Below are 24,156 nucleotides of genomic sequence, written 5' to 3' on the forward strand. Positions count from 1 at the left end.
ACTCGGCACCCACGGAAACATCCGGCGCGCGAGCGTTTCAATGCTGTAGAATGGGCTTTCAAGAATGAGCAGGCTGGGTTGATGATTGGCTGCCAGCCACGAGGCAAAACCGGTTCCTAACGAACTGCCGTAGAGGACAACCTGCGATTCTGGGTAGCGCTCCAGCACCCAAGCATAAACTGCTTCTGCGTCGGCGAGCAGTTGCGCTTCGCTGCTGATCGAACCGCTGCTCTGGCCATACCCGCGATAATCTACCATAACCACCTCGTAGCCGCGGATAATAAAATCAGGCGCTACTGCGCCCCAACTCCGTAAACTGCCGCCGTTGCCGTGGAAGTAAAGGATAACACCTGTGGGGTTGGTGGTGCGAAACCAGAGCGCGTGCAGGGTTGCGCCTTCAACCGGAATAAACACCTCTTCTACTGGCCAGCCAAAATTGTATTGTGTGCCGGGCGGGTCATATTCAGGAAAGAAGAGCAGCCGTTCTTGCGCCACGTATGCTGTAGCGCACAGTAGGGTATATCCGAGCGCCATGACGCCAAGCAGTTGCACCATTAGTTTCAGCAATGGTGAATCTCTTGAGCCGGTAGCGACTAACGTTCCAATAAACCCATCACCTGCATGATACTGGCTTGCGGGTGGATGACCAACAGTGGCGTCGCATAGCCGTGCGACGCCACCATCCGCCGGCCTCACCATCCGAGCACGAGCGCAAAGATCAGCGGCGCCACAATCGTTGCATCCGACTCAATAATAAATTTGGGCGTATCAACTGCCAGCTTACCCCACGTGATCTTCTCATTAGGAACAGCGCCAGAATACGAACCATAACTCGTCGTTGAGTCGCTAATCTGGCAGAAATAGCCCCACACCGGCACCCCCTCCCGACCCAAATCTTGATGCAGCATCGGCACTACACAGATCGGGAAATCGCCGGCGATACCACCGCCGATCTGGAAGAAACCGATCGAAGATTCGGCGGACGTGCGTGTATACCAATCGGCCAGATCGATCATGTACTCGATGCCAGTGCGCACCGTATGCACATTCTTGATCTCGCCGGTGATGCAGTGGGCGGCATACATATTGCCGGTGGTCGAGTCTTCCCAACCCGGCACATAGATCGGCAGATTGCGCTCCATTGCCGCGTAAACCCACGAATCACGCGGATCGATCTGGTAATACTGTTCGAGTTTACCGGTGCGCAAAAGGCGATAGATAAACTCGTGCGGGAAATAGCGCTCGCCAGCGCGGTCGGCGTTCAGCCATTCATCGAGCAGGGCCTTCTCAAGCCGCCGCATCGCCTCTTCTTCCGGGATGCAGGTGTCGGTTACCCGGTTCATGTGACGTTCGAGCAGTTCTTGCTCTTGCTGGGGGCTAAGGTCGCGATAGTGCGGTACTCGCTCGTAAAAATCGTGTGCGATAAGGTTAAAGATATCTTCTTCCAGATTCGCGCCGGTGCATGAGATGGCATGCACCTTCTCTTGCCGGATCATCTCGGCCAGCGAAAGGCCTAGTTCGGCGGTGCTCATTGCTCCGGCCAGCGTGATCATCATCTTGCCGCCCTGCTCAAGGTGAGCGCGATAGCCATCGGCGGCATCGACGAGCGCTGCCGCGTTAAAGTGGCGAAAATGGTGACGGATGAATTGACTGATTGTGCTATTGGTCATGGGTCTGTTCCCTTCGTTCGTATGGGCATTGCAAGGTGATACGAAGCCTACGGCTGATTATAGCATGGCAAGAACAACGACCGGATCGTGAAGGGTATCACCCGAAATAAGGGGATAATTTACCAAAACTTTACACAAAACTTAACCTGCACTGAAAAAGGGTTGCTACAATCATCGTACCGCGATATAAGATGCATAGCCAGCGTGTTGCGAACATTGCGCTGTTTCGATTGCCGACCCTGTCTGTGGCTTCTCTCACCATGTTCGTGAGATTAGCGTTCTGTTCGCAACAATATTGGATATGCATCGCCTTGGAGAAGCACAGCGTCTGTGAAGGAGGTCCTATGTCGGATCTGGCGAAGCTCCCGGCGGCGGAGCGTAATCGGCTGTACTGGAAGGAGAACCTACGCCTGATCTCGATTCTCATCGCGATCTGGTTCGTCGTCTCGTATGTGCCGGTTCCATTTGTTGAAGCTCTAAATAACATTGTGATTGCTGGTTTTCCCTTCGGCTACTACATGGGTAGCCAAGGATCGTTGATCGTGTTCGTGGTGGAAATTTTCTATTACGCCTATGCCATGAACAAGTTGGATGCGAAGTACGGTTTGAGTGATCGCGATCGCTAGTTTGGTATCGGTTTCCGTAGTTGCAGAGGAGAAACGCGCATGTCTGCTTCGGCCCAGAGCCAGAGCGTCTTCCGCAATCGGATGGCGCGCTATTACGGCTACTTTACGATCGGTTTCATCGTCGTGAGCTTGGTTATGCTCATGCTTGAGGTCTTTGCCGGTCTGCCCACGCAGATCATTGGCTGGGTCTTCCTGCTGCTCACAATGGCGCTCTACGCGACCATCGGCATTCTGTCGCGCACAAAGGCGCTCGATGAGTACTATGTTGCCGGGCGCAATGTGCCGGCTGTCTTCAATGGGATGGCTACTGGCGCTGACTGGATGAGTGCGGCATCGTTCATCTCGATGGCCGGTACGCTCTGGCTGCTCGGTTACGATGGTCTGGCCTATATTATGGGCTGGACAGGCGGTTACGTGTTGCTGGCGCTGCTCTTCGCCCCGTACCTGCGCAAGTTTGGCCAATACACCATTCCCGACTTTGTCGGCGCGCGCTTCGGTGGCAACACCGCCCGCGTGGTAGCGGCGATCTGCGCGATTATCGTTTCGCTGACCTACGTAACGGCGCAGGTGGTCGGCGTCGGTCTGATCATGCAGCGCTTCGTCGGCGTTGACTATACGATCGGTGTGGTGCTCGGCCTGTCGGGTGTGCTGGTCTGTTCGTTCCTCGGTGGAATGAAGGCAGTGACGTGGACGCAGGTGGCGCAGTACATTATTCTCATTATTGCCTACCTAATCCCAGTAACAGCGCTTTCGATCCAATTGACCGGCTTCCCTATCCCGCAGTTGAGCTACGGACAAGCGCTCCAGCGTATCCAAGTGCTTGAGAAAGAGCAAGGTCTGGCAAAGACCAGCGAGTCGCCAGTGGTGCCGGGGAAATTCGTTACCAGCGGTTACATTCCGCCCTTTAATGAAAATTTGAGCAACGCAGCCGCAGTTGATGCCGTCAAGCAGTTGAACACCCAGTTCGGGTTGAATCTGACGCCACCGGCGCTGCAGACCATTCCCGATGCCAAGAAGCCTGAACTCGGCGACTGGCGTGGCACGCCGTGGAACTTCCTCGCCTTGATGGCATGTCTGATGCTAGGTACTGCCGGTCTGCCGCACATTCTCATTCGCTTCTACACGGTGCCGAGCGTGCGTGAAAGCCGGATGAGCGTCGGTTGGTCGCTCTTCTTCATCTTCTTGCTCTACTTCACTGCGCCGGCCTATGCTGCCTTCTCGCGCTGGCAGATTCTTGAGAATGTGGTTGGCAAGGAGATTAGCCAGTTGCCAGCGTGGACGAAGACGTGGGCCAGCAATGGTCTGATTGTGATCCGCGACCTGAAGGCAATTGATGGCGTCGAAATTGGTAAAGAACCGGGCTGGGTGAAGAATTTGATCAATGCGAAGTCGTTGGTGGTGGAAGACACCAATGGTAACGGCAAGATCGACCTTGGCCCGTGGGAGGATCTAGGTGAGGGCAAAGGCCGCGCGGGTGAGATTTCGGGCACTGTAGTGACGAAGGCTCGCACGGACGGCATCTTGCAACTCAATGAGCTGGGCCGCGCTGCGGCTGATGGTATTGACGGCGACCTCGTGGTGCTCTCGACGCCGGATATTGCTGGTCTGCCCTTCACTATCGGCGCGCTGATTGCGGCCGGTGGCCTTGCCGCGGCGCTCAGCACCGCTGATGGTCTGCTGGTGGTGATTGCGTCGGCCATTGCCCACGATATCTACTTCCGCACCATTAACCCCAAGGCAAGCCTCAATACCCGCATTGTGCTGGGCAAGTCGATGATCGTGGTGGCTGCTGTCATTGCAGCATTGTTGGCACTGCCGCGCCTTGCCCTCATTACCCAAATGGTGGCATGGGCCTTCTCGATGGCCGCCGCGACCTTCTTCCCGGTGATGCTGCTCGGTATCTTCTGGAAGCGAGCCAATGGCCCCGGTGCGATTGCCGGTATGATCGGCGGTTTGGGTGTTACTCTCTTCTACATGTTCAACAACTATATGAACCCGGCGTTTAATGTGCTGGGCATTTCGCACCTCGGTTCGGGCATCTTCGGTCTGCCGGTGGCGATCATCTTGATTGTGGTCGTGAGCCTGCTGACGAAGGAACCCTCGAAAGAAACGCAGGATCTGGTCGAAAGCTTGCGCAATCCCATCACTGACGATGAGGGAATGACCAAGATGCTCGATAAGGTGGCGACAGCGAAGTAGGTTGGTTGTTCAACGGCAGTCACGGCGCGGGCACGTTGCTCGCGCCGTGTTTGTGTTTGGGTAAACCGCCGGCTGGTGCTTGATCGTGCTATACTGCCAGTGTATGGATACGATCAAGACTCTGCTAGTGCGTCTACAATCGTTTATCGCGGTGACGCTGCTCGTTACCGTAGCTGCCTGTAGCTTGCCGCCGCCTGCTGAGCCTACGCCGGCAGTGTCAGCAACAGCAGTGCCTTCGCCAACCAACTCAATCTTGCCAACCCCACCGGCGGCCACCACAGTTCCCCCAACTCCGGCCCGGCGCAGTCCGCCGCTCGGCACGTTTTTTTTCTACTGGTACAACTGCCCACAACAAGAATGTAATGCTGACCAACTGCGCGCAGTGCCACCCGGTTGGTTGACACCTTTGCCTGACGATCCTGACCCGCGTGATGGCTTAAGTTATTCATCGTACAACTACGACTGGTACGAACAAGAGCTACGCACAATGGCCGCTACCGGCATCGACATCGTGTTTCCGGTAAGCTGGGGTGATCACCCTCATCCGTGGTTTCAACAAGATCGGATTAATCTGCTGGTGCAAGCGAATGGCGTACTTGACCGCCCATTACAAATCGGTATGTTTCTCGATACAACGGCACAACAGGGGATGTACCAAGAGTTTTTGGGCAACGGGTACCGGTTTGGGCCGAATGTGCCGCGCTTACCGCTCAGCGATCCGCGCAGTGGGTATTTCTTTTACAACCTGCACATTCGCGATTTCTTTCAGCGGGTGCCTCGTGAGATGTGGGCAATCATTGATGGCCGCCCGATCATCATTACCTATACGGCTCTGTGCTGCGATCATATCGAATTGAGTGGCGCTTTATGGCGGGCAGTTAAAGATGCCTTTCGTGCCGATTTTGGTGTCGAGCCGTGGTTGATCCTCGAAGAGACGTGGCTTAACCCACAGGCGCTGGCCCCACCGGCGGGTTTGCCGAGCAGTGCCGAGGTGGCTGATGGCGTCTACCGCTGGGGGACGGCGCTAGTCGGGCCGTATACCGGCGAATTGCGCGGGTTTAAGGTGAGCAGCGTCGGGCCGGGGTTCGATAACTCGCGCATTCCGGGGGTAAGCGACCCGCGGGTGCAGCCGCGTGATGAACCTCCCGGCGGCGGTCCTGTCGCTCCCGGCGCATTTCTGCGCGCCAGCCTTGCGGCCATCCCGCCCGATACCGATCTGGTACTGATCGAGACGTGGAATGAATGGCCGGAGAATACCGCAGTGGCGCCGGCGACGTACACTGACCGCGATGGTCGCCCCCTGCCGCCCGATTTCTACCTGCAAATCATTCGTGAATGGCGAGCAACCTTTGGGTCAGCGCCGTGAAGTCGCTCACGATTGAGGCGTGTATCCTTTCCCTCGCTCGCAACCAATAACGCTGGTACAATATTATGAAACGAGAATTTGCATTCTACGTCTAGAAAGACGATCGTATGAGTTGGACATTCTTGACCAACCATGCGCAAGTCTTGCTCTGTATTGCCCGTAACCCGCGGGTGACAGCGCACGACATAGCGCAGACGGTTGGAATTACCGAGCGGGCTGTACAACGTATTTTGCACGATCTGCACGAGGCTGGCTACATTTCGCACGTGCGCGAGGGCCGGCACAACCGGTACACCATCTATGCCGATCGCCCGTTGCGCCATCCAGCCCAGCAAGGTTTGGTAGTGCGCGATTTACTCGCTATCTTGCTGAATGGGAAAGCGACCGAAACTGGCGAGGTGGCAACCGCAGTAGGTTCTGAATAACACAAGCCGGGGGTGAGTAAATGCTCACCCCCGGCGCATAGCGGGCTAACAAACGTCTTTAAATAGCTCGATCAGCTCGTTGATCGTTTCGGCGCGGCAACGTTCGCTATCGCTCAGGCAATTTTGCGCATAGCATTCGAGCACAACGCTATTGGCGCTGGCCAATGCCTGCCGGATGGCCGCGATCTGATGAACAATATCGCGGCAGTCACGACCCTCTTCCACCATGCGCTGAATGCCGCGCACTTGGCCTTCAATACGCCGTAGACGGCGCACCAGTTCGTCGCGCCGTTCAGGCGCCAATGGATGGTAACCGGCGTTCATAGGCCGTTCACCTGCCGGGTCTGGCGTTGGTGGTGGAGTGCTCACGCCATTGCCAGCACTTTATCGAAGATCTCGCGATACATCGCTTCCGGTCGCGCGCCGATCAACCGCCCGACTTCTTTGCCGTTCTTAAAGATGACTAGCGTCGGAATACCTTGAATGCCGAGCTGGGAAGCGTACTGCACATTATCATCGGTATTGACCTTGGCAATAGTGAGCCGGCCCTCATACTCGTTGGCTAGCTTGTCAAGGATAGGGGCGATGACACGGCACGGCCCGCACCACGGCGCCCAAAAATCGACCACGACCGGCGTGCTCGATTGCAAGACCTTCTCGGAAAAATCGGAATCGTTGACGACGATGGGCTTAGCCATTGATTCTATCCTCCTCATTCATTCGTAAGTAGCGGTTGCTTTGCCGCAGTGCGGGTAGTAAACATACCCCCCGGGGGTATACTATACCTAGCACTGGGCCAGTTGTCAAGAGGATGATGCTCTGTGTTATACTGAGAGCGTGATCAGCACCATCTAGAGCTTTCATCGGCCCATAAGTAGTTCGTGTTTTGTGACCGGAAGGAGGCAACCTTGGCAACGCTAGGGCGTGATGTTACGATTACCCTGATTGGTCATGGCACCTTCCACTTAACGACGCCGGAGGGCCGCAATATCTTGATCGATGCGTGGGTTGACGGTAATCCGGCCTGCCCTGAGCCGTGGAAGGCACGGGTGCGTGAGAACTTGGCAGCGATTTTTGTGACGCATGGCCACTTTGACCACATTGCCGATCTGGTGGATATTGCCCGTGAAACCGGGGCGACAGTCGTTTGCCAATACGATATGGTGGCCTACCTTGAAGGCGAAGGCATCCCGGCGGCGCAAATTGTCGGCTTTAACAAAGGCGGCACGGTGACAGTCGCCGATGTGCGGGCGACAATGACGACAGCCCACCATTCGAGCACGATCTACGAGAATGGCCAAATTGTCAGTCTGGGCACGGCAGCCGGTTATGTGTTACGGTTTAGCAATGGTTTTACCATCTATCACACCGGCGATACCTGCGTGACCATGGACATGCAGATCATCGGCGAATTGTACCGTCCTGAGCTGGTGATCTTGCCGATCGGCGATCACTTTACGATGGATCCGCGACAGGCGGCGTATGCCTTGAAGTTGATCGGTGCCAAGTATGCGATCCCGGAACATTTTGGCACGTTCCCTATTTTGAGCGGGACGCCAGAGGCTTTGGTCGAACATTGCCGCGAGTTTGGCGTAACCACTGAGGTGATTGCGCTCAAGCCCGGTGAGTCGGTAAGTTAAGCGAGGAGCGATGATGGCACGTTCGTTCTGTTTGCCGGTATCATCCGGCAAACAGAACGGCTTTTTCACTTTTACACGACATAAACACAGGGAGAAGAGACGATGCTTGAACATTTGCGCGCAACTGACCCGATCATTGCCGATTTGATCGAGCGTGAAGCGCAACGCCAGCGCCAAGGGCTTGAGCTGATCGCTAGCGAGAATTACACCAGCCTCGCCGTGATGGAAGCGCAGGGTTCGGTGTTGACCAACAAGTATGCCGAGGGCTTGCCCGGACGGCGCTACTACGGTGGCTGTGAGTTTGTCGACGCAATCGAGCAGTTAGCGATCGATCGCGCCTGCCAGTTGTTTGGCACGACGCACGCGAATGTCCAGCCGCACAGCGGGGCGCAAGCCAATATCGCGGTGTTCACTGCTCTGTTGCAACCCGGTGATACCATTCTCGGCATGCGGCTTGATCACGGCGGCCACCTCACTCATGGCAGCCCGGTCAATTTTTCCGGTAAGTGGTATAACGTGCAGTTCTATGGCGTCGATCCGCAGAGCGGCCAGATCGACTACGACGATTTAGCCGCCAAGGCGCGTGCAATCCGGCCCAAGTTGATTACATCAGGTGCAAGCGCCTACCCGCGGATCATCGATTTTGCTCGTATGCGCCAGATCGCAGATGAAGTCGGCGCATTGTTAATGGCCGATATTGCCCATATTGCCGGGTTAGTGGCCGCCGACGAGCATCCGTCGCCGGTGGGGCACGCGCATATCATTACCACCACGACGCACAAAACGTTGCGTGGGCCGCGTGGTGGTCTTATTTTGATGGGGGAAGAGTTTGCCAAGCAGATCAATTCCAGCGTCTTTCCGGGGACGCAAGGCGGGCCGCTGATGCATGTGATTGCCGGCAAAGCGGTTGCCTTCGGCGAGGCGCTGCGGCCTGAATTCAAGCAGTATGCCGTCCAGATCCGGCTTAACGCACGGGCGCTAGCGGAAGGGTTGCGCGGGCAAGGGTTAACGTTGGTGAGTGGCGGTACCGATAATCACCTGATGCTGGTCGATTTGCGAAGCACCGGCCTGACCGGTGCGCAGGCGCAGCGGGCGTTGGATAAAGCGGCGATCACGGTCAATAAGAATGCCATCCCCGACGATCCGCAGCCGCCAATGAAGACGAGCGGTATTCGGATTGGGACACCGGCAGTGACGACGCGCGGCATGCGCGAGCGTGAAATGGTGCAAATTGCGGCGTGGATCGGCGAGGTATTGATGTATCCTGACGACGAAGCACGGTTGGCGCGAATCGCATCTGAAGTGGGCGAGTTGTGCCGCCATTTTCCGGTGCCTGCCGATATGGTACAGGTGCGCTAACATCCATTTGTTTTGTTGGCGGGCCGCACCGCGGTATGACCCATCACCACGCTTCAGGCGCGGGCCACAATTGGCGACCAATGAACCGGATTGCCAGCCCAGCCGCGCCAAAGAAGAGTAAAGCAGCGGCGAGAGTACGCTGCTGTTCGGCAAGGCTGCGGCGCAGCGCTAGAGCGTTATCGCGCCGCACCTCATCACCCAAAGCGGCAAACTCACGCGCAGCCGCTTCAGCATTTGCCTGTGCGCCAAAGATATCGAACCGGCGGGCTTGTGCATCAGCCCGGCGCAGTGTCTCACCGGCTTGTAACCCGCGCGCCACCCGCGATCGATACTCGGCGAGCACGTTTGCTTGACGGCGGTCATTGATCTCGCGGTAGGCTTGCTCGGCTTGACCAATGAGGCGCTCGGCCTGTTCATAATCTCCGTTAAGCAATGCGGTACGAGCCGCCTCAGTTAATTGATTGGCGCGCTGCCCGATCTGTGCCCGCGCTCGCAGCGCAGCGATGCGGTTTTGCGTCTCGGCGCCGGCAATTGCACTAAGGCGTTCGAGTTCGTGCAAGGCGCGATCATAATCGCCGGCGGAAAGCAATGCCTGTGCCGGCGCTAAATCAATCATCGTCGAGGGAATGGCAGCCGGTTCGAGCTGCAAAAAGGCAGGCAGCCATGCCCGCCATTCGCTTTCGAGGGTGGTGGCCGAGACGCCATAGATCGCTGCCATTGCCGAACGGTAGCCGCTGCTTTGGGGCAATGCGGTGAGAAATTGGCGAAACTGCTCGAAGCCATCACGCTCGATCAAAAAGGTAACAATTGACCATGTTTGCGGGTAGCTCAGTTCGGGTTGGCCGTAGATCGCGTTACGGTCATCTAACATGGCCCACGACCACAACGCCCCGCGCTGAGTGAGATCGCGCAGAAGAGCGATTTTGTCGTCGCGATCCGGCCCCGGCAATTCCATGTACTGCGCAATTCCCTCTTGCAAACCGACATTCAACCGGCCATTGCTGAGCTCGGCGGCGAAGATGTGGGTCAACTCGTGGCGCAAGTTGTTGATCTGAGCCGTCTCACTCTGGTGGCGCGCCCGCTCGACAATGACCACCACTTCGCGGCGGCGAAAATCGGCGTGGGCGATCACGCCGGGGACATTGCGCGCAGCGGGGTTGGCGGTAAAGTAGGACACGCTAGTGGGGTAGAGGCGTAAGGTCAGCGGTGTAGGTGGTTGAAAGGCGAAGGTGGTGCTTAGTTCGTTATACAATGTATCGATAATAAGAGCGTATTCGTCAGCAATCGCCTCATCTTCGGGCGCATAGACGAGGCGGAAATAGGCCGTGCTTTGCTCGATCCACGTTGGTTGAGCCAGCGCCACGCCACCAGCCAGCCATGCGCATAATGCTGCCAGCGTGATCAGCCAGAGCCGTAATCTGATCATAATCTTTGTAGTAAGGCAATCCATAACGATGATAGTGTACCATGGTCATAGGGGATATGCTAGAACATTGCTGGCGGAAGTGAGCTCCTGCTTTATTGCCGCCAGCGCTTGTACCAAGGTAACGAACTTCATTGCCATCCTAACTAAACGTCTATGACAACATCTTTTTTCGCGCAACTGCCACTCTTGACCAAGTTCAGCGATATTGCTGATTTGAACGCTTACCAGCCGTTGCCTGATGATTGGACGGTCATCGTTTGCGATGTGCGTGGATCGACGCGCGCGGTGGCCGAAGGCCGGTATAAAGAGGTGAATATGGCCGGGGCCGCCACAATCACTGCGGCGCTGAATGTGGCTGGTGACGTCGAGATACCATTCGTGTTTGGCGGTGACGGTGCGTCGTTGGCAGTACCGCCAGAATTGGCTGAGGCGACGTTACGGGCGCTCAGCGCGGTCAGCGGCTTGGCCCAGCAGGCGTTTAACCTTGAGCTGCGGGTTGGGGCCGTGCCAGTGAACGCGATCGCGCAGGCCGGTTATCGGGTGTTAGTTGGGCGACTAGCGCTGAACCAACAGGTCGCGCAGGCGGTGTTTAGCGGTGGCGGAATGAGTTATGCCGAGCGGTTAGTGAAAGATGAAGAGACGGCGGTAGATGTGTTGGTTGCTCCCGGCAATCCTGATGAAGCGAACCTGAACGGTCTCGAGTGTCGTTGGAACACCATCCCACCAGCGCATGGAGCGGCTTTGTGCCTGATTGTACAGGTCTTGCCGCAGGCTGATTCGGCGGCTACTATGGCGGTGTACCGGATGGTCATCGACGCGATTGAGCAGATCTATGGTGGCGATCAGGCGTATCATCCGTTGCACTATTCACGAATGCAAGCCAGTGCCAAGCCGGTGGCGCTCTGGCCAGAGGCGCGGCTACGCGGCGGGTTGGGCCGGATGGCGCAACTAGCGTACTGGGCGCAGATTTATAGCCTCAATTTAGGTGTACTCGGCTATCGGTGGCTGCAACAATTGCGCGGCGAAGATCCATGGTGGGATCGTTACCGGCAGCATGTGGTGACGGCAGCCGACTATCGCAAATACGATGATGTGCTGCGGATGATCATTTCGGGCGATGATGAGCAGCATGCACAACTACTCGCATGGTTGGAAGCGCGCGCTGCAGCGGGTGAGCTAGTGTTTGGTGCGCACCGCTCGCCAGAGGTGATGCTCACCTGCGTGGTCTTCGAGCGGATGGGGCGCCAGATTCACTTTGTTGACGGCGCTGATGGCGGTTTTACCCTTGCCGCGCTTGACCTCAAACGGCGGCTGCGCCAGATGGCTCCGGTCAGCAGCCGGGAATAATCCGGGCCGGGTCTTGGCTATCGATCACTTCGTGGCCGTTGGGTGTCACCCGCACGTAACGGCCATCAGGTTGCAGTTCGCGGGCGCGCACATTATCGGCCAGATAGGTCGTCAACAACGTCTCGGTAACGTAATGCACTGCTGCCGGATCGGTCAGCGGGAAGAGTTCCTCGACACGGCGATCGAGATTGCGTTCCATCATATCAGCGCTGCCGATGTAAATCTTGGGTTTGCCCCCGTGGTAGAAATAGTAGATCCGGCTATGTTCGAGATACGGGCCGACAATCGACCGCACGCGGATGTTGTCGGATAGACCGGGCACTTGCGGGCGGAGCGAGCACATCCCGCGCACGATCAGATCGATCTGGACGCCGGCTTGCGAGGCGGCGTAAAGGGCATCAATGATCTTGCGATCGACCAGTGCGTTCATCTTAAAGATAATCCGGCCATTGCCGTGCAAGCGGTGGAGCGCAATCTCTTCTTCAATCAGTTCGATCATACGCCGGCGCAGATTGACCGGAGCGACCAAGAGGGTGCGGTACTCCTTCTGCCGGCTGTAAGCGGTCAAATAATTGAACAGATCAACCACATCGGCGGCAATTTCGGGCCGGCAGGTGAGCAGGCCAAGGTCGGTGTAGACTCGGGCTGTCACCGCGTTGTAGTTACCGGTGCCGAGATGGACATAACACCTAATGCCATCGCTCTCTTGGCGTACAACCATGGCTAGTTTGGCATGCACTTTGAGGCCAACCAAGCCATAGACGACATGCACACCGGCCCGTTCCATTGCCCGCGCCCATGTAATATTGTTTTCTTCGTCGAAACGGGCTTTGAGTTCAACCACTACCGTCACCTGTTTGCCCTGCTCGCGGGCATGCATGAGCGCCTGCACGATGGGCGAATTGCGCCCCACGCGGTAGAGGGTTTGCTTAATCGCCAGCACATTTGGGTCTTCGGCAGCAGCCTGAATAAAATCAATGATTGGCGTAAACGAGTGGTACGGATGGTGGAGCAAAATATCACCCTGTCGGATGGTATCGAAAATATTATTCCCGTTCTTCAGCATCGCTGGCAGCCGCGGCACATACGGCGGATCCTTCAGATCGGGGCGATCAAGGCGCGTCAATTGCATTAAATCACTTAAGCCGAGCGGGCCGCGCACCGAATAGATGTCTTCGGGGCCAACCTTGAGATTGGCGGCGAGCAACTGGCAAATCCGTTCAGGCATGCCATCGTCAATCGCTAAGCGCACCACTTCGCCGAAGCGACGCTGGCGCAGGCCCTGTTCAATGGTTGCCAACAAATCATCTGCTTCGTCTTCTTCAATCTCGACATCGGCGTTGCGGGTAACGCGGAAGGGATAGACCTCAACTACATTCATGCCGGGAAAGAGTTGTTCGAGATGATCGGCGATCACCTGTTCAAGCCAGACGAAGCAATGACAACGGCCGGGCGGAATATCGCCTTTAGGCGGGCAAAGTTCGGTGGGCAAAGGAATAAGCCGCGGCAAGACTTCGGGTACCTTGATGCGGGCAAAGAGCTCGCCTTTGGCCTGATCGCGGATGACCACAGCCAGATTGAGGCTCAAATTCGAGATAAAAGGGAACGGCCGGCTCGAATCGAACGCCAACGGCGTCAGCACCGGGAAGATCTGGCGACGGAAATAGTCGGCGACCCATGCCCGTTGTGCTTCGTTGAGGGCGACGGTATTCAGGATCGAAATACCATGTTCGTGCAGCGCCGGGAGCAGATCGTTCAGCAGCAGATCGCGCTCTTGTTCAAGAATCGGCAACAGGGTGCGGCGAATAGCGCTCAACTGCTCGCTGGGGGTTTGGCCGTCGGGCGATCGTTTCTGAACGCCGGCGCGGATCTGTTGCTTAATGCCGCTGACCCGGATCATGAAGAACTCATCGAGGTTAGAGGCAAAAATAGCCAGAAACTTCACCCGCTCGAGCAGCGGGTTACGCGGATCCATCGCCTCTTCGAGCACGCGGCGGTTAAACTCGATCAGGCTTAATTCACGATTGAAATAGCGCGACTCAAGAACTGGCTGCACATCGGGCAGCGGTGCTGATGGAACCGTCATAGGCATGACCGTAAAAATATGATCAACCCGTCAGCTAAGCAAATACGGGTCGGGTGAGACTTCGGGCTGCGATGGAACGAACGAGCAGCAGATGAACGTTCAATGATCGGCAACAGCTCTGTATGAGCATAGTATAGCTGGGATCAGTGATTTGCACAAACCGGCCAGATGTGCTATACTCTTCGCCAGAACGCGGGCGATTAGCTCAGTTGGTTAGAGCGCATCGTTCACACCGATGAGGTCACTGGTTCGAGTCCAGTATCGCCCACCACCCCACTTGCGCGGCCACGTGGCCGCGCACTGATTTTCACACCGATCGAAGATCGCTCACCGCGGAGTGTGAGCCGATCAAAGGCAGCAGCAGCATGCGACCGCTCATCTCGCGCGCCGAGTTGCGCGCGCTGGTACGTCCAACCGATGTCACTGAACGCAATATTCGCAACGTGCTGATTGATGGCATTGGGGTTGGGATCGTCACCGGGGTGAGTGTGTTTTTGCCCGTCTTTTTAGCCCGTTTGGGTGCATCGAGCTTGCTGGTAGGCATGATTACCTCGCTGCCGGCGCTGGCCGGCGCGCTGTTTGCCTTGCCGATCGGGCGGTTCCTCGAACGGCAAAGCAACATTGTGGTCTGGTATTCGGGCATGCGGTTCTGGGTGCTGGCCTCGTATGCGGTATTCGGCCTATTGCCGTTCATTTTGCCGCTCACCGCAGTGCCGTGGATGATTATCATTATCTGGGCACTCGTGACGATCCCCTCAACCTTTGTCAATGTCGCGTTTACGATTGTGATGGGCGGGGTGGCTGGGCTGCAGCGCCGCTATGCGCTAATGAGTATGCGCTGGTCGATGCTGGGCTTGGCGACGGCAGTAACGGTAGCGTTGATCGGCAGAGTACTTGATCAAATACCCTTTCCGCTCAACTATCAAGTCGTCTTTATCGGCTCGGTCGCTGGCGGATTGCTGAGCTTTTTCTTTTCGCGGGCGATTACGTTGCCCGAACGCACCCCGATAGCGACTCAGCGCGGTGATAATTCGTTACTTGTGGCGCTGAAGCAAGCGCCGCCGGCGTTTATGCACTATGCGTGGAGCGCATTTGTGTTCCGCAGCGGTGTGGCGATGGCGATCCCCCTGTTACCGCTCTACTACGTGCGCGAGACCGGGCTTAACGATAGCTGGATCGGCTTGATTAGCATGGTCGGCAATGGAGTGCTGCTGGTCGCATACGCGGTTTGGTCGGCGGCGGCGCCACGGTTGGGCAATAGCGGCGTGTTGCTGGCGAGCAGTCTCGGCATGGCGTTGTACCCGTTTGGGGTGGCGCTGACCGATTCACCGTGGTTGCTGGCCGTGCTGGCCGGACTGGTAACGTTCTGTGTCGCCGGCAACGATCTAGTCAATTTTGATTTGGTGTTGAGCACGATTCCCGCTGAGCGGCAGGCGACGTATGTTGGGCTGTTTCAAACCTTGCAAAACCTTGCGCTGTTTGTGATGCCGCTGGTGGCAACACTGTTTGCTGACGTGATCGGGATTGTGCCGATGTTGTTGGTGGCCGGCGTGATCCGGTTGCTAGGGGTGACCTTGTTTGCATTGCTGCGAGTGGGGAAGTAGGGAGTAAAGGGTGGGGAATAGGGAGTAGGGGAGGTAGGTGGAGTGCGGGATTTGATGGCTGGATGTTGGTGGCGGTTCGCTACATTCCCACCCCCGTTGGACACTTTGCGGCTTGGATTCGTTGATCAAGCGAGGTAGCAATTACGCATTGGCAAACATTTAACATTATTATGGCACAACCATCCCTTCGCACCATTTCAGTTATCCGGCGTGGGTATGGCCGGCGGTATACCGATTTGCCGGTTGATGAGCTGAGCCAGCAACGGATTGTGATTGATTGTGCTGGTGGCTATTTGCGTCCGGCGTTGATCGATTTGCGGCAAGGCGATACGGTCTATTGGCGCGAGCAAGAACGTTATGTGAGCGGGCAGATCAGTCAGGTGCGGCGCGATGATCAGCGGGTGATCGCGATTTTGAAGGATGTGCAGGTGATGCCAGAGGACTTTTTTCCGTATTGAGGCTATCGATTGCGGCAGTCACACTGCGGCACTCGATGTTGTACTGGGCATGCCTTATCAGGGCGAGCCGCCGGCGGCGGTGAAGCAATCTCCTGCGCGGGCGAGAGGAGGCGCACAGCGGTTGTCTTCGCTAAAGCAGGGGGTTGCTGCGGGTGCTACGCGCCCTCGCAATGACAAGCGGTGGCGGGAAGAGAATCTGGTGTTGCAGCCCCTCGGCGTGGGCCTATATCTACTCGCAATGACAAGCGGTGGCGGGAAGAGAATCTCTACGCTTGCTCTGCGTCTAGCGTTCGTGTACAATGCCTGCGACTTCGATAAACATATCACGGCGTGCTGAAAACTATGTCGATGCCTGAAGCCGTTACACGGCGCTGGACTCCTACAGTTGAACAGGTGGTCTATGCGGTGATCGCAGTGCTCGCGATTGTGAGCCGGTTGTGGGCATTGGGTGATCGCGCGTTGCACCACGACGAAACGCTGCACGCCGCGTATTCATGGTACCTCTTCAGTGGGCGTGGCTATATGCATGACCCACTCTTGCACGGGCCGCTGCTCTACCACCTTGGCGCATTCTTTTTCTTTCTGTTTAGCGATAATGATACGACCGCACGTCTCAGTGCAGCTTTGTTCAGCATTGCCCTCACCCTTAGTCCAATCTTGCTACGGCCGGTGATTGGGCGAACGGCGGCGCTGATTGCAAGCCTCTACTTGCTGATCTCGCCAGTAGCGCTCTATGTAGGGCGCTTTTTTCGCCACGATATTTACTCGGTCGTCTTTGAGATACTCGTTTTGGTGGCGATCGTGCGCTACGCTGCTGATCCTCGTCCGCGCTGGCTCTATCTAGGAGCGGCGGCGTTGGCGTTGATGTTGACCAATCAAGAGACGACCTACCTCTATACCTTGATCATAGCTGCGCCACTGGCAGCGATCTTCTGCTGGCAAGTGTACCGGCCGGGATTAGCGATCATTGGCGGGTTGGGCGTGGCGTTGGTGTTGCTGATTTTTGTGTTGCCCGGCACTGCCGTGGTTGATGGCGGGCACCATGCCCAGCGTGACGTGAACGGCGTGATTGTGGTTGATCAGCCGGGGCCGATCTTTGGTTGGCCGCCGCTGGAAACTGAAGACAACGGGTATGCGCTGTTAGTGCGTAACCGGTCGGATAGCGATGGCGGACGTACCGTGTGGGAGAATGCTGTGCGCTATCTAGCCGACATTGGCCGGTTTGTAAACCATCCGGCGGTGATCAGCGTGGTGATCCTGCTCACTGGTGGGTTAGCGCTGCTGATCTGGCTGATTTGGTGCCGGCGCGATGCGAGCGGCGCAACGCCGTGGGAACGAGCACTGGCACGCGACGATCCGGCGGCGACGGTGGTGGCGAGTCTGGCGGCGGATCGGCGTTGGTACGTGGCGTTGGCCATTGCCGGCACGATCTATACATTGCTGTTTACGGCAATGTTCACCAACCTGCTCGGCCTGATTTCGGGGGTGGCCGGTTCGTTGCTCTATTGGTTGGCGCAACATAACGTGCAGCGTGGCAGCCAACCCGGCCATTACTATGCCGTGATCCTCGCTACTTACGAGCCGTTGCTGCTGTTAGGCGCGGCGGTCGGTTTGCCGCTGGCGATCCAAGCGGTGCGCCAGCGTTGGCCAGAAGCGTTTGCGATTGGCTTGATCGCATGGTGGTCAGTGGCCGCGTTTGGCATCTACACGTGGGCCGGCGAGAAAATGCCGTGGCTGACGATCCATCTTACGCTACCGCTGACTCTGTTGTTTGCATGGGCGTTGGCGAAGCTGATTTCACTCGCCCAACAAGAGGTGGCTCGTTGGTCAATGGGGTGGCACGAGACGACGGCAGAGGTGGAAGCACCGGTAATGACTGACCGGAGTGGTGTGGCCGGCGCTGGTGATGTAGCACCAATGCCGTCTGGCAGCTGGCGCTGGCTGGATGAATGGCGTCCGGGAGCGTTGGGCTTGCCGAAAGGGGCGCTCCTTGGTTTTGGTCTCCTCTTTACGCTTATTGTTTGCCTTGGTTTTTTGTTGCTCTCGATCACGGTTGCCGCTGGGCCAGCCTCACCGATCCAGCCGTGGATGGTAGTCCTCTTCACAATGACGCTCTTCATCCTGCTGGTGATTGGCGCTGGTTTGCGCTGGGGATGGAGGGTGATGGCGGCGATTACGGCCATTTGGCTCGCTGTTGTAATTGGCCTGTACACGGTGCGTAGCAGCGTCCGCCTTGCTTATCAGACCGGTGATGTCGCTCGTGAGATGATGGTCTATACCCAGACTTCCCCTGACGTGATGCGGGTGATCAGGCGATTGGAAGAAGCGGCGATGCGGCGCGGCGGCGGTACGCGCTTGCCGGTGATGTACGATAACGAGACGGTGTGGCTCTGGTATTTGCGCGATTGGCCGGGAGCGATCTATGTTCCGGGAGGCCGCTTAAACGGGCCGCCGGCAGAAGAGGTGCAAGCAGTATTGCTCTTGCAAGAGAACCTCGACCGCTATCCCGAAAATCGGGCGTACTTAGAGGAGTTCGTGGTGCAGCGCTACCCCCTGCGCTGGTGGTTCCCCGAAGATCAAGCGTATCGGTTGAATGGCAATTCGCTGCTCGACCGGCTGCTGCGGAACCCGTTTGATTATGAAACGTCGGCGCAATTGTGGCGCTACTTGATGTTTCGCCAGCCGCCGGCTGGGTTGGGTTCGACCGATTTCGTCATCGCGGTGCGCCCGGAGTTGGCGCGGCAGATTGGGGTGGGGTTGGGTGGATCGCTGCGGATGCCGGAGCGGTAGGGGTAGGTCTGTTATGCCCTATTCCTAGGGTACAGTAGTGCTGTGACCGTGTAGGATTGAGCTGGATGAGCAGGTAGGCGGGTGGCCCGCGCTGTAAAGGATGATACGAGCGAATTGGTGGCTCTTGCATTGATGCTATGGCGATACAAACCCTGACAACTGATACGTTGCTCGACCGGCGCTTGCGGGCCGGTTGGCTGCGGTGGGAGACGGCGCTTTATGCGTTGATCGTCTTGACCAGCGTGATTGCCCATCTGTGGGGGCTTGAGCGCATGGCGCTCCACCACGATGAGTCGATCCATGCGTGGTCGAGCTGGCGACTCTACAGTGGCGCAGGAGCGTTTTCGTGCTGGAGCGGTCTGGATGAAAACGGCAATCCTCGTGGGAATGTGTTTCACGAGACCTATTGTTACGATCCGGTTTACCACGGCCCGTCGCTCTACTTCCTCACTGCGCTGGTCTATTTCCTATTTGGTGACGGCGATGCACAGGCGCGCTTGCCGATGGCGCTGGCCGGGATTGGGCTAGTGGCGTCGGCGTGGTGGCTGCGGCCGTACCTTGGTCGCGCTGGGGCGTTGATTGCTGCACTGTTGCTTGGCTTTTCACCGACGTTGCTCTACTATACCCGCTTTGCTCGCCACGATGGTCTGATGGTATTGTGGGAGCTGTGGATGGTAATCGGGGCGCTGCGCTGGATCGACACTGGTCGGCGACAGTGGCTATATTTGACGGCAGCCGGGCTGGCGTTGGCGATTGCTACCCATGAGCTGTACTACATCCTGCTCTTTATCTTTGGTATCTTTGTGCTGATGCGATTGCTGGCCGAAAGCCGGTTTGCCCGGTATCTCAACATCGTGCTGCTGGCAGTGATCGGCATCTGTGTCGCGCTGATGGTTATCAACCCGCCGTTGCCGTTTGGCCGCGGCTTATACGTCGGTGAAAAAGCCTTCTTAGTTGCTTCGGCCTTGGTATTGGCATGGCTCTGCCAACGATTGTGGCCGCCGGAGCCGATCTTGACCACTCGCTTGATCCAACTCTGGCAACAAGAGCGGTTCGTCCTGTGGACGGCATTGGCAATTCTCGGTGGTATTTATCTGGTGCTCTATACAAGTTTCTTTACCTATTTGCCCGGTGCCATTGATGGTATTACTGCCGGTCTGATTTATTGGTTGGGTAGTCAGCAAGAGTATGCCCGCGGTGATCAACCGTGGTATTACTACCTGATGTTGCTGCCGCTGTACGAACCGCTCGCAGTGCTCAGTGGGATCGGCGTGGTGGTTGCTATGATGGTAGCGGTTGTCCGGCGGTGGTTGGCGGGCCGGCGCGCGGTGCAGCCGGCGCCGAAGGAAACTGAGCAGGATGAGACTGATGTTGACGTAGTGGTGCCTCTCACCACGTTCGCGCCGTGGCCACTCTACCCCTTGCTGGTAGTGTTTTGGTTCTTTACCGCGATCATCATCTTTTCGTGGGCCGGCGAAAAGATGCCGTGGCTAGTTGTACATATGGCGTTGCCGGGGAACTTGCTGGCCGCGTGGGTGATTGGGCGGATGATCGATCTGATCCGGCGTGAGCGGTCGCCGGCGCAAATCTGGTTGATCCCGCTCATCGTGATCTTGCTAGCGGCAGCAATCGGCGTGACTTTCTGGCGGTTGGGCAGCGGCAGTCAAAACGCATTTCTGCAAGCGATTATTCCGCTGCTGATCGTATTTGGCTTGATCTATGCGCTGCTCACCTTGATTGGGCGGTTGGGGGTCAAGCCGATCCTTGTAGCATTGGGGCTGACGGTCGCAACCGTGCTGTCAGCATATATGATCCGCGCTTCGTGGTTAGTAGTCTATGACCATCCTGACGTGCCGGTTGAGCCATTGATCTACACCCAAACCGCTCCCGACGTACCGCGGTACGCTGCTGATATTCGCGATTTGGCGATCAATTTGACACGGGGCAATCGTAGCCCGCAAGATACCACTGGCGGCTTGACAATGCCGCTCATTCTCGATGGCGGTGACCGTACTGCCGAGGGATCGCTGGCATGGCCCTTACAGTGGTATCTGCGCGACTTTAAGAACATCGTCTGGGTGAATGGCAGCGAATTGGGGCGCGTGCCGTCGGTCGATCAACTGACGGTAACGATGCCTGACGGTAACCGTGATCTGGCGCCGATGGTGATGCTCTACCGGCCGTATGTGACCGATCGGCTACGCGATATATTACGCGAGTCGTATGTGCAGCCCTACGGCAAAGCGGGCGTATTCAATTGGTGGTTCCCTGAAGGTAGCAAATGCGCCCCGCGCAGCCCCGGTTATAAGCGGTTTTACTACAGCACGTGGTCAGCCGCAGCGGCGCAAGAGGATTGTGGGCGCGACCTCAGCAGCGAATTGAACGGGCCATTTGACGCGCTGTTGTGGCCGTTCCGGAGCGAGAACTGGCCGGCGTTAGGCCGCTATCTGCTCTTCCGCCAATTGCCGGAGCCGCTCGTGCCCGGCGCGCGCGAAGTGGAGGTGTGGCTGCGGCGCGATCTGGCCGGCGGCGTCGGGCAGGCGACCACGACTGTGACTGCCGCGCCGTCGCTCCGCCTCGCCGCGCTCAACGAGATCAGGTTGTCGAGCGGAAGCGGTGGCGCTACCGGGATTGCTATTGATCGGCAGGGGAATATCTACGTGGCCGATACACTCAATCACCGGATCGAGGTCTTTGCGGCGGATGGTACCCTGCTGCGCAATTTCGGCACGCAGGGTAACGGGCTTGATCAGTTCTACGAACCGCGCGGCTTAGCTTTCGATGCGCAGGGTAACTTATACGTCGCCGATACGTGGAATGCGCGGATTGTGAAATACGACGCCGGCTTGCGCCCGGTAGCGAGCTGGGGCAGCGGCGATCTCGATTTGGGCGACGGGCGGCGGGCGACGATTACTGAAGGCGATCCGGCTCGCAATGCTACCGCGCCGCTCGGCTTCTTCGGGCCGCGCGGAGTGGCGGTTGACTCCACCGGCAACGTCTATATCGCTGATACCGGCAACAAGCGAATCGTCGTCACCGACAGCAACGGCAACTTCCTGTACCAATTCGGCGGCGCCGGCAGCGCCCCCGGCCAATTCAACGAACCGACTAGCCTTGCCTTCGACGCCGCTGGCAATCTCTATGTGGCCGATACGTGGAACGGGCGGGTGCAGGTCTTTACCCGCGCCGCCGATGGCCGGATCGATCCTACCCCATTGGTGACATGGCCGGTGGCGGGTTGGCAAGCCAATACTTACGACGACCCCATGCTGACGGTCAGTACTGACGGGATGGTCTACGCAGCAGTGCCGTCGCGCCAGCACGTGCTGACAGCGAACGCTGGCGGTGAGGCGCTATTGCGTTGGACGGGGGTGGGCAAGGATGGTGTGCCGATTGTCAGCCCCAGCGGGTTGGTTGTCGCGACAGACGGCAGCATCTGGATTGTGGATCGGATTGGCGGGCGAGCGGCTCGCTTTAGCTTACCGGCACTAGCGCCAGCAACGCCATGATCGTCACTGACTTTCGCCATCTCAATCACTTTATCTCGCCAGCGGCAACTGAGTTGAGTGAAGCGTGGCAGCGCAGCTTGAGCCGGTTGGGTGACTATACCGGCATGGTGGTGCGGGCATTAAATTTGCGCCCGCAGGCGGCGACGCTCTACCGGCAAACTGAGCGCCATCTGCTAGTACGGTTGACCTTGCCCACCGAGCACGTTATCTTGCGGGTCGCGCCGGAAGATGATCTGGCTGCGCATGTGGCTTTCTTGCGGGGAATGGCGCTGGAAGGAGTGCCGGGAGCGCGTATCATTCATCGCGATCTGAGCAAAACCTTCGTGCCTTTTGCATATACGGTCGAGAGTTTTATTGCTGGCCAGACGGCGGCAGAGCTGGCTGATGACCACTTGCTCCACAGCATTGCCCGCCAAGCGGGACGAGCCTTGCGGCGGCTGCACCGGCAGCGCATGCCGGGGGCGGGCCGGCCAACCATCAGTGGGAGGTGGCCGCGGCTAAGCTGGCAGCACGTCTTAAAAGCGATTGGTCAGCGGTTGGCCAGCCCGCCAGCGCCGCAGTTGGTCTTTAGTGCCGAAGAGGTGCAGGCATTGCAGACGGCGCTCGCCGATCCGCGGCTTGATTGTCCAACGCCGGTGTTGATCCACGGCAATCTTGGCCCGCAGGCGGTGCGTTGCACAGTAGGCGGCCAGCACGTCCACTTAGAGGCATTGGAAGAACCGGGTTGGTTCATCAGCGGCGACGGCCTCTTTGATCTGGCGTTTGGCCTGCGGGCGCACTTGCCGGCAGCGTGGTGTGAGGGCTTGTATGAGGGCTATTGCAGCGCCGGCGCCTTGAGCCAAGCTGAGAGCGAGCGGTTACAGATGTTGCGTCTGCTAACCTGCGCGTGGAGCGCCTGCGATCGCTATGTGCGCGGGTTGCCGCACGAGGCTGATGCGGAAGCAGCGCGGCGCATGCTGGCCGAGCTTGTGGTCGTGGGATCATCGACGCCGTAGCGTTGCGGCATTGGCAGGTACATGGCCGAAATTCGCTGATCGCCTCTCTCGCCACGTGGGGTAGGGGTGAAGGCGGAGATAAAAACATTCCCCAACTGTTTAACCGTAACGGCGGGATAGCAGAAGGGATACCACAGCGGATGCAGAGGGGGGATTATCACTCGGCGTTCTCTGCGTTCTCGGTGGTAACGCACTCATCGCGATCCCGCACAGGAATAGCGCCTCAGCTATACCACAAGGAATGGCACTATGACTCCACAGCGCACCATTGAGGTCTACGACAGCGCCGATGAGCTGTACCGGGCAGCGGCGGCGCTGGTGGCCACGCAGTTGGCGGCAGCGATTAACGAGCGCGGGAAGGCGCTTGTGGCACTTTCAGGAGGTAGTTTGACGACGCGCCTCTACCCGCTCTTGGCTAACCCGCCGTTGCGTGAACAGATCGACTGGGGCACAGTAAGTGTGCTGTTTGCCGATGAGCGGTATGTTCCGTTTGACGATACCGAAAACACCTACCGCGCCACTCGCCAAACGCTGCTCGATCACGTGCCGGTGCAGGCCGAGCAGGTTTTTCCGGTGCCAACCTACTATCGCGACCCTGAGCAGGCAGCGGCGATCTACCAACAACAAACGGCGGCACTGCTGACTGCGCACGGTGG

Annotated in this window: 19 protein-coding genes and 1 tRNA gene; 14 read left to right on the forward strand and 6 right to left on the reverse strand. The window is 57.7% G+C overall.

The features are described from left to right. Window positions 1–567: alpha/beta hydrolase (locus Q1A59_RS12990; RefSeq protein ID WP_299645091.1), on the reverse strand; the 567-nt coding region annotated here is incomplete at its 3' end. Window positions 568–692: 125 nt separating this feature from the next. Next, window positions 693–1,670 carry a deoxyhypusine synthase family protein gene (locus Q1A59_RS12995; RefSeq protein ID WP_298482484.1) on the reverse strand — a complete coding sequence of 326 codons (978 nt, stop codon included), beginning with the start codon at window positions 1,668–1,670 and terminating at the stop codon, window positions 693–695. A gap of 344 nt (window positions 1,671–2,014) precedes the next feature. On the opposite strand from Q1A59_RS12995, the gene Q1A59_RS13000 reads away from it, so the two are divergent. The 4 genes from Q1A59_RS13000 (at window position 2,015) to Q1A59_RS13015 (ending at window position 6,286) form a co-directional block, all read left to right on the forward strand. Then, window positions 2,015–2,296, forward strand: a complete 282-nt coding sequence (locus Q1A59_RS13000) for a DUF4212 domain-containing protein (protein ID WP_298482486.1) — start codon at window positions 2,015–2,017, stop codon at window positions 2,294–2,296. A 39-nt stretch (window positions 2,297–2,335) separates the two neighbouring features. Then, the gene (locus Q1A59_RS13005; RefSeq protein WP_299645092.1) at window positions 2,336–4,495 is read left to right on the forward strand and encodes a sodium:solute symporter family protein; all 2,160 of its coding nucleotides are present in this window, start codon (window positions 2,336–2,338) and stop codon (window positions 4,493–4,495) included. A gap of 103 nt (window positions 4,496–4,598) precedes the next feature. Continuing rightward, complete coding sequence (locus tag Q1A59_RS13010; protein ID WP_299645093.1) at window positions 4,599–5,861, forward strand: DUF5010 domain-containing protein; 1,263 nt, start codon at window positions 4,599–4,601, stop codon at window positions 5,859–5,861. Window positions 5,862–5,968: 107 nt separating this feature from the next. Further along, window positions 5,969–6,286: a helix-turn-helix domain-containing protein gene (locus Q1A59_RS13015; RefSeq protein ID WP_298406318.1), complete on the forward strand. Its 318-nt coding sequence runs from the start codon at window positions 5,969–5,971 to the stop codon at window positions 6,284–6,286. Between the two features lie 45 nt (window positions 6,287–6,331). Here Q1A59_RS13015 and Q1A59_RS13020 read toward each other — a convergent pair whose 3' ends face one another. Together Q1A59_RS13020 and trxA are read right to left on the reverse strand one after the other, a co-directional pair. Further along, window positions 6,332–6,655, reverse strand: a complete 324-nt coding sequence (locus tag Q1A59_RS13020; protein ID WP_299645094.1) for a metal-sensitive transcriptional regulator — start codon at window positions 6,653–6,655, stop codon at window positions 6,332–6,334. Beyond that, complete coding sequence (gene trxA / locus Q1A59_RS13025; RefSeq protein ID WP_298406322.1) at window positions 6,652–6,984, reverse strand: thioredoxin; 333 nt, start codon at window positions 6,982–6,984, stop codon at window positions 6,652–6,654. The genes Q1A59_RS13020 and trxA overlap by 4 nt, the downstream gene beginning before the upstream one ends. Before the next feature lie 210 nt (window positions 6,985–7,194). On the opposite strand from trxA, the gene Q1A59_RS13030 reads away from it, so the two are divergent. Then, the gene (locus Q1A59_RS13030; RefSeq protein ID WP_298406331.1) at window positions 7,195–7,926 is read left to right on the forward strand and encodes a metal-dependent hydrolase; all 732 of its coding nucleotides are present in this window, start codon (window positions 7,195–7,197) and stop codon (window positions 7,924–7,926) included. Between the two features lie 102 nt (window positions 7,927–8,028). Next, a complete protein-coding gene (glyA, locus tag Q1A59_RS13035) occupies window positions 8,029–9,285 on the forward strand; it encodes a serine hydroxymethyltransferase (protein ID WP_299645095.1) in 1,257 nt (418 codons plus the stop codon). 43 nt (window positions 9,286–9,328) lie between these two features. On the opposite strand, the gene Q1A59_RS13040 is transcribed toward glyA, so the two are convergent. Beyond that, entirely contained in the window at window positions 9,329–10,711 is a 1,383-nt protein-coding gene (locus Q1A59_RS13040) for a peptidase MA family metallohydrolase (protein WP_298406334.1), read from the reverse strand. Between the two features lie 153 nt (window positions 10,712–10,864). On the opposite strand from Q1A59_RS13040, the gene Q1A59_RS13045 reads away from it, so the two are divergent. Then, the gene (locus Q1A59_RS13045; protein ID WP_299645096.1) at window positions 10,865–12,058 is read left to right on the forward strand and encodes a DUF3095 domain-containing protein; all 1,194 of its coding nucleotides are present in this window, start codon (window positions 10,865–10,867) and stop codon (window positions 12,056–12,058) included. Here the strand turns inward: Q1A59_RS13045 and ppk1 are convergent. Then, window positions 12,042–14,144, reverse strand: coding sequence for a polyphosphate kinase 1 (gene ppk1, locus Q1A59_RS13050; protein WP_299645097.1), 2,103 nt, complete (start codon window positions 14,142–14,144; stop codon window positions 12,042–12,044). The two genes, Q1A59_RS13045 and ppk1, sit on opposite strands and share 17 nt — an antisense overlap. A 194-nt stretch (window positions 14,145–14,338) precedes the next feature. Here ppk1 and Q1A59_RS13055 point away from each other — a divergent pair. The 7 genes from Q1A59_RS13055 to Q1A59_RS13085 all read left to right on the forward strand — a co-directional run. Continuing rightward, a tRNA-Val gene (locus Q1A59_RS13055) sits at window positions 14,339–14,415 on the forward strand. 94 nt (window positions 14,416–14,509) lie between these two features. Beyond that, window positions 14,510–15,748, forward strand: a complete 1,239-nt coding sequence (locus Q1A59_RS13060; RefSeq protein WP_299645098.1) for an MFS transporter — start codon at window positions 14,510–14,512, stop codon at window positions 15,746–15,748. 170 nt (window positions 15,749–15,918) lie between these two features. Continuing rightward, entirely contained in the window at window positions 15,919–16,206 is a 288-nt protein-coding gene (locus tag Q1A59_RS13065) for a hypothetical protein (protein ID WP_298407351.1), read from the forward strand. Window positions 16,207–16,548: 342 nt separating this feature from the next. Beyond that, window positions 16,549–18,996, forward strand: coding sequence for a flippase activity-associated protein Agl23 (locus tag Q1A59_RS13070; RefSeq protein ID WP_298407348.1), 2,448 nt, complete (start codon window positions 16,549–16,551; stop codon window positions 18,994–18,996). A 137-nt stretch (window positions 18,997–19,133) separates the two neighbouring features. Then, window positions 19,134–22,505, forward strand: coding sequence for a flippase activity-associated protein Agl23 (locus Q1A59_RS13075; protein WP_299645099.1), 3,372 nt, complete (start codon window positions 19,134–19,136; stop codon window positions 22,503–22,505). After that, on the forward strand, window positions 22,502–23,500 hold the full coding sequence (locus Q1A59_RS13080) for an aminoglycoside phosphotransferase family protein (RefSeq protein ID WP_298405964.1): 999 nt from the start codon (window positions 22,502–22,504) through the stop codon (window positions 23,498–23,500). Before Q1A59_RS13075 ends, Q1A59_RS13080 begins: the two co-directional genes overlap by 4 nt. Window positions 23,501–23,749: 249 nt before the next feature. After that, on the forward strand, window positions 23,750–24,156 hold a 407-nt coding region (locus Q1A59_RS13085; RefSeq protein ID WP_299645100.1), incomplete at its 3' end, for a 6-phosphogluconolactonase.

Source organism: uncultured Chloroflexus sp. (assembly GCF_937951745.1).
Classification (GTDB): Bacteria; Chloroflexota; Chloroflexia; order Chloroflexales; family Chloroflexaceae; genus Chloroflexus.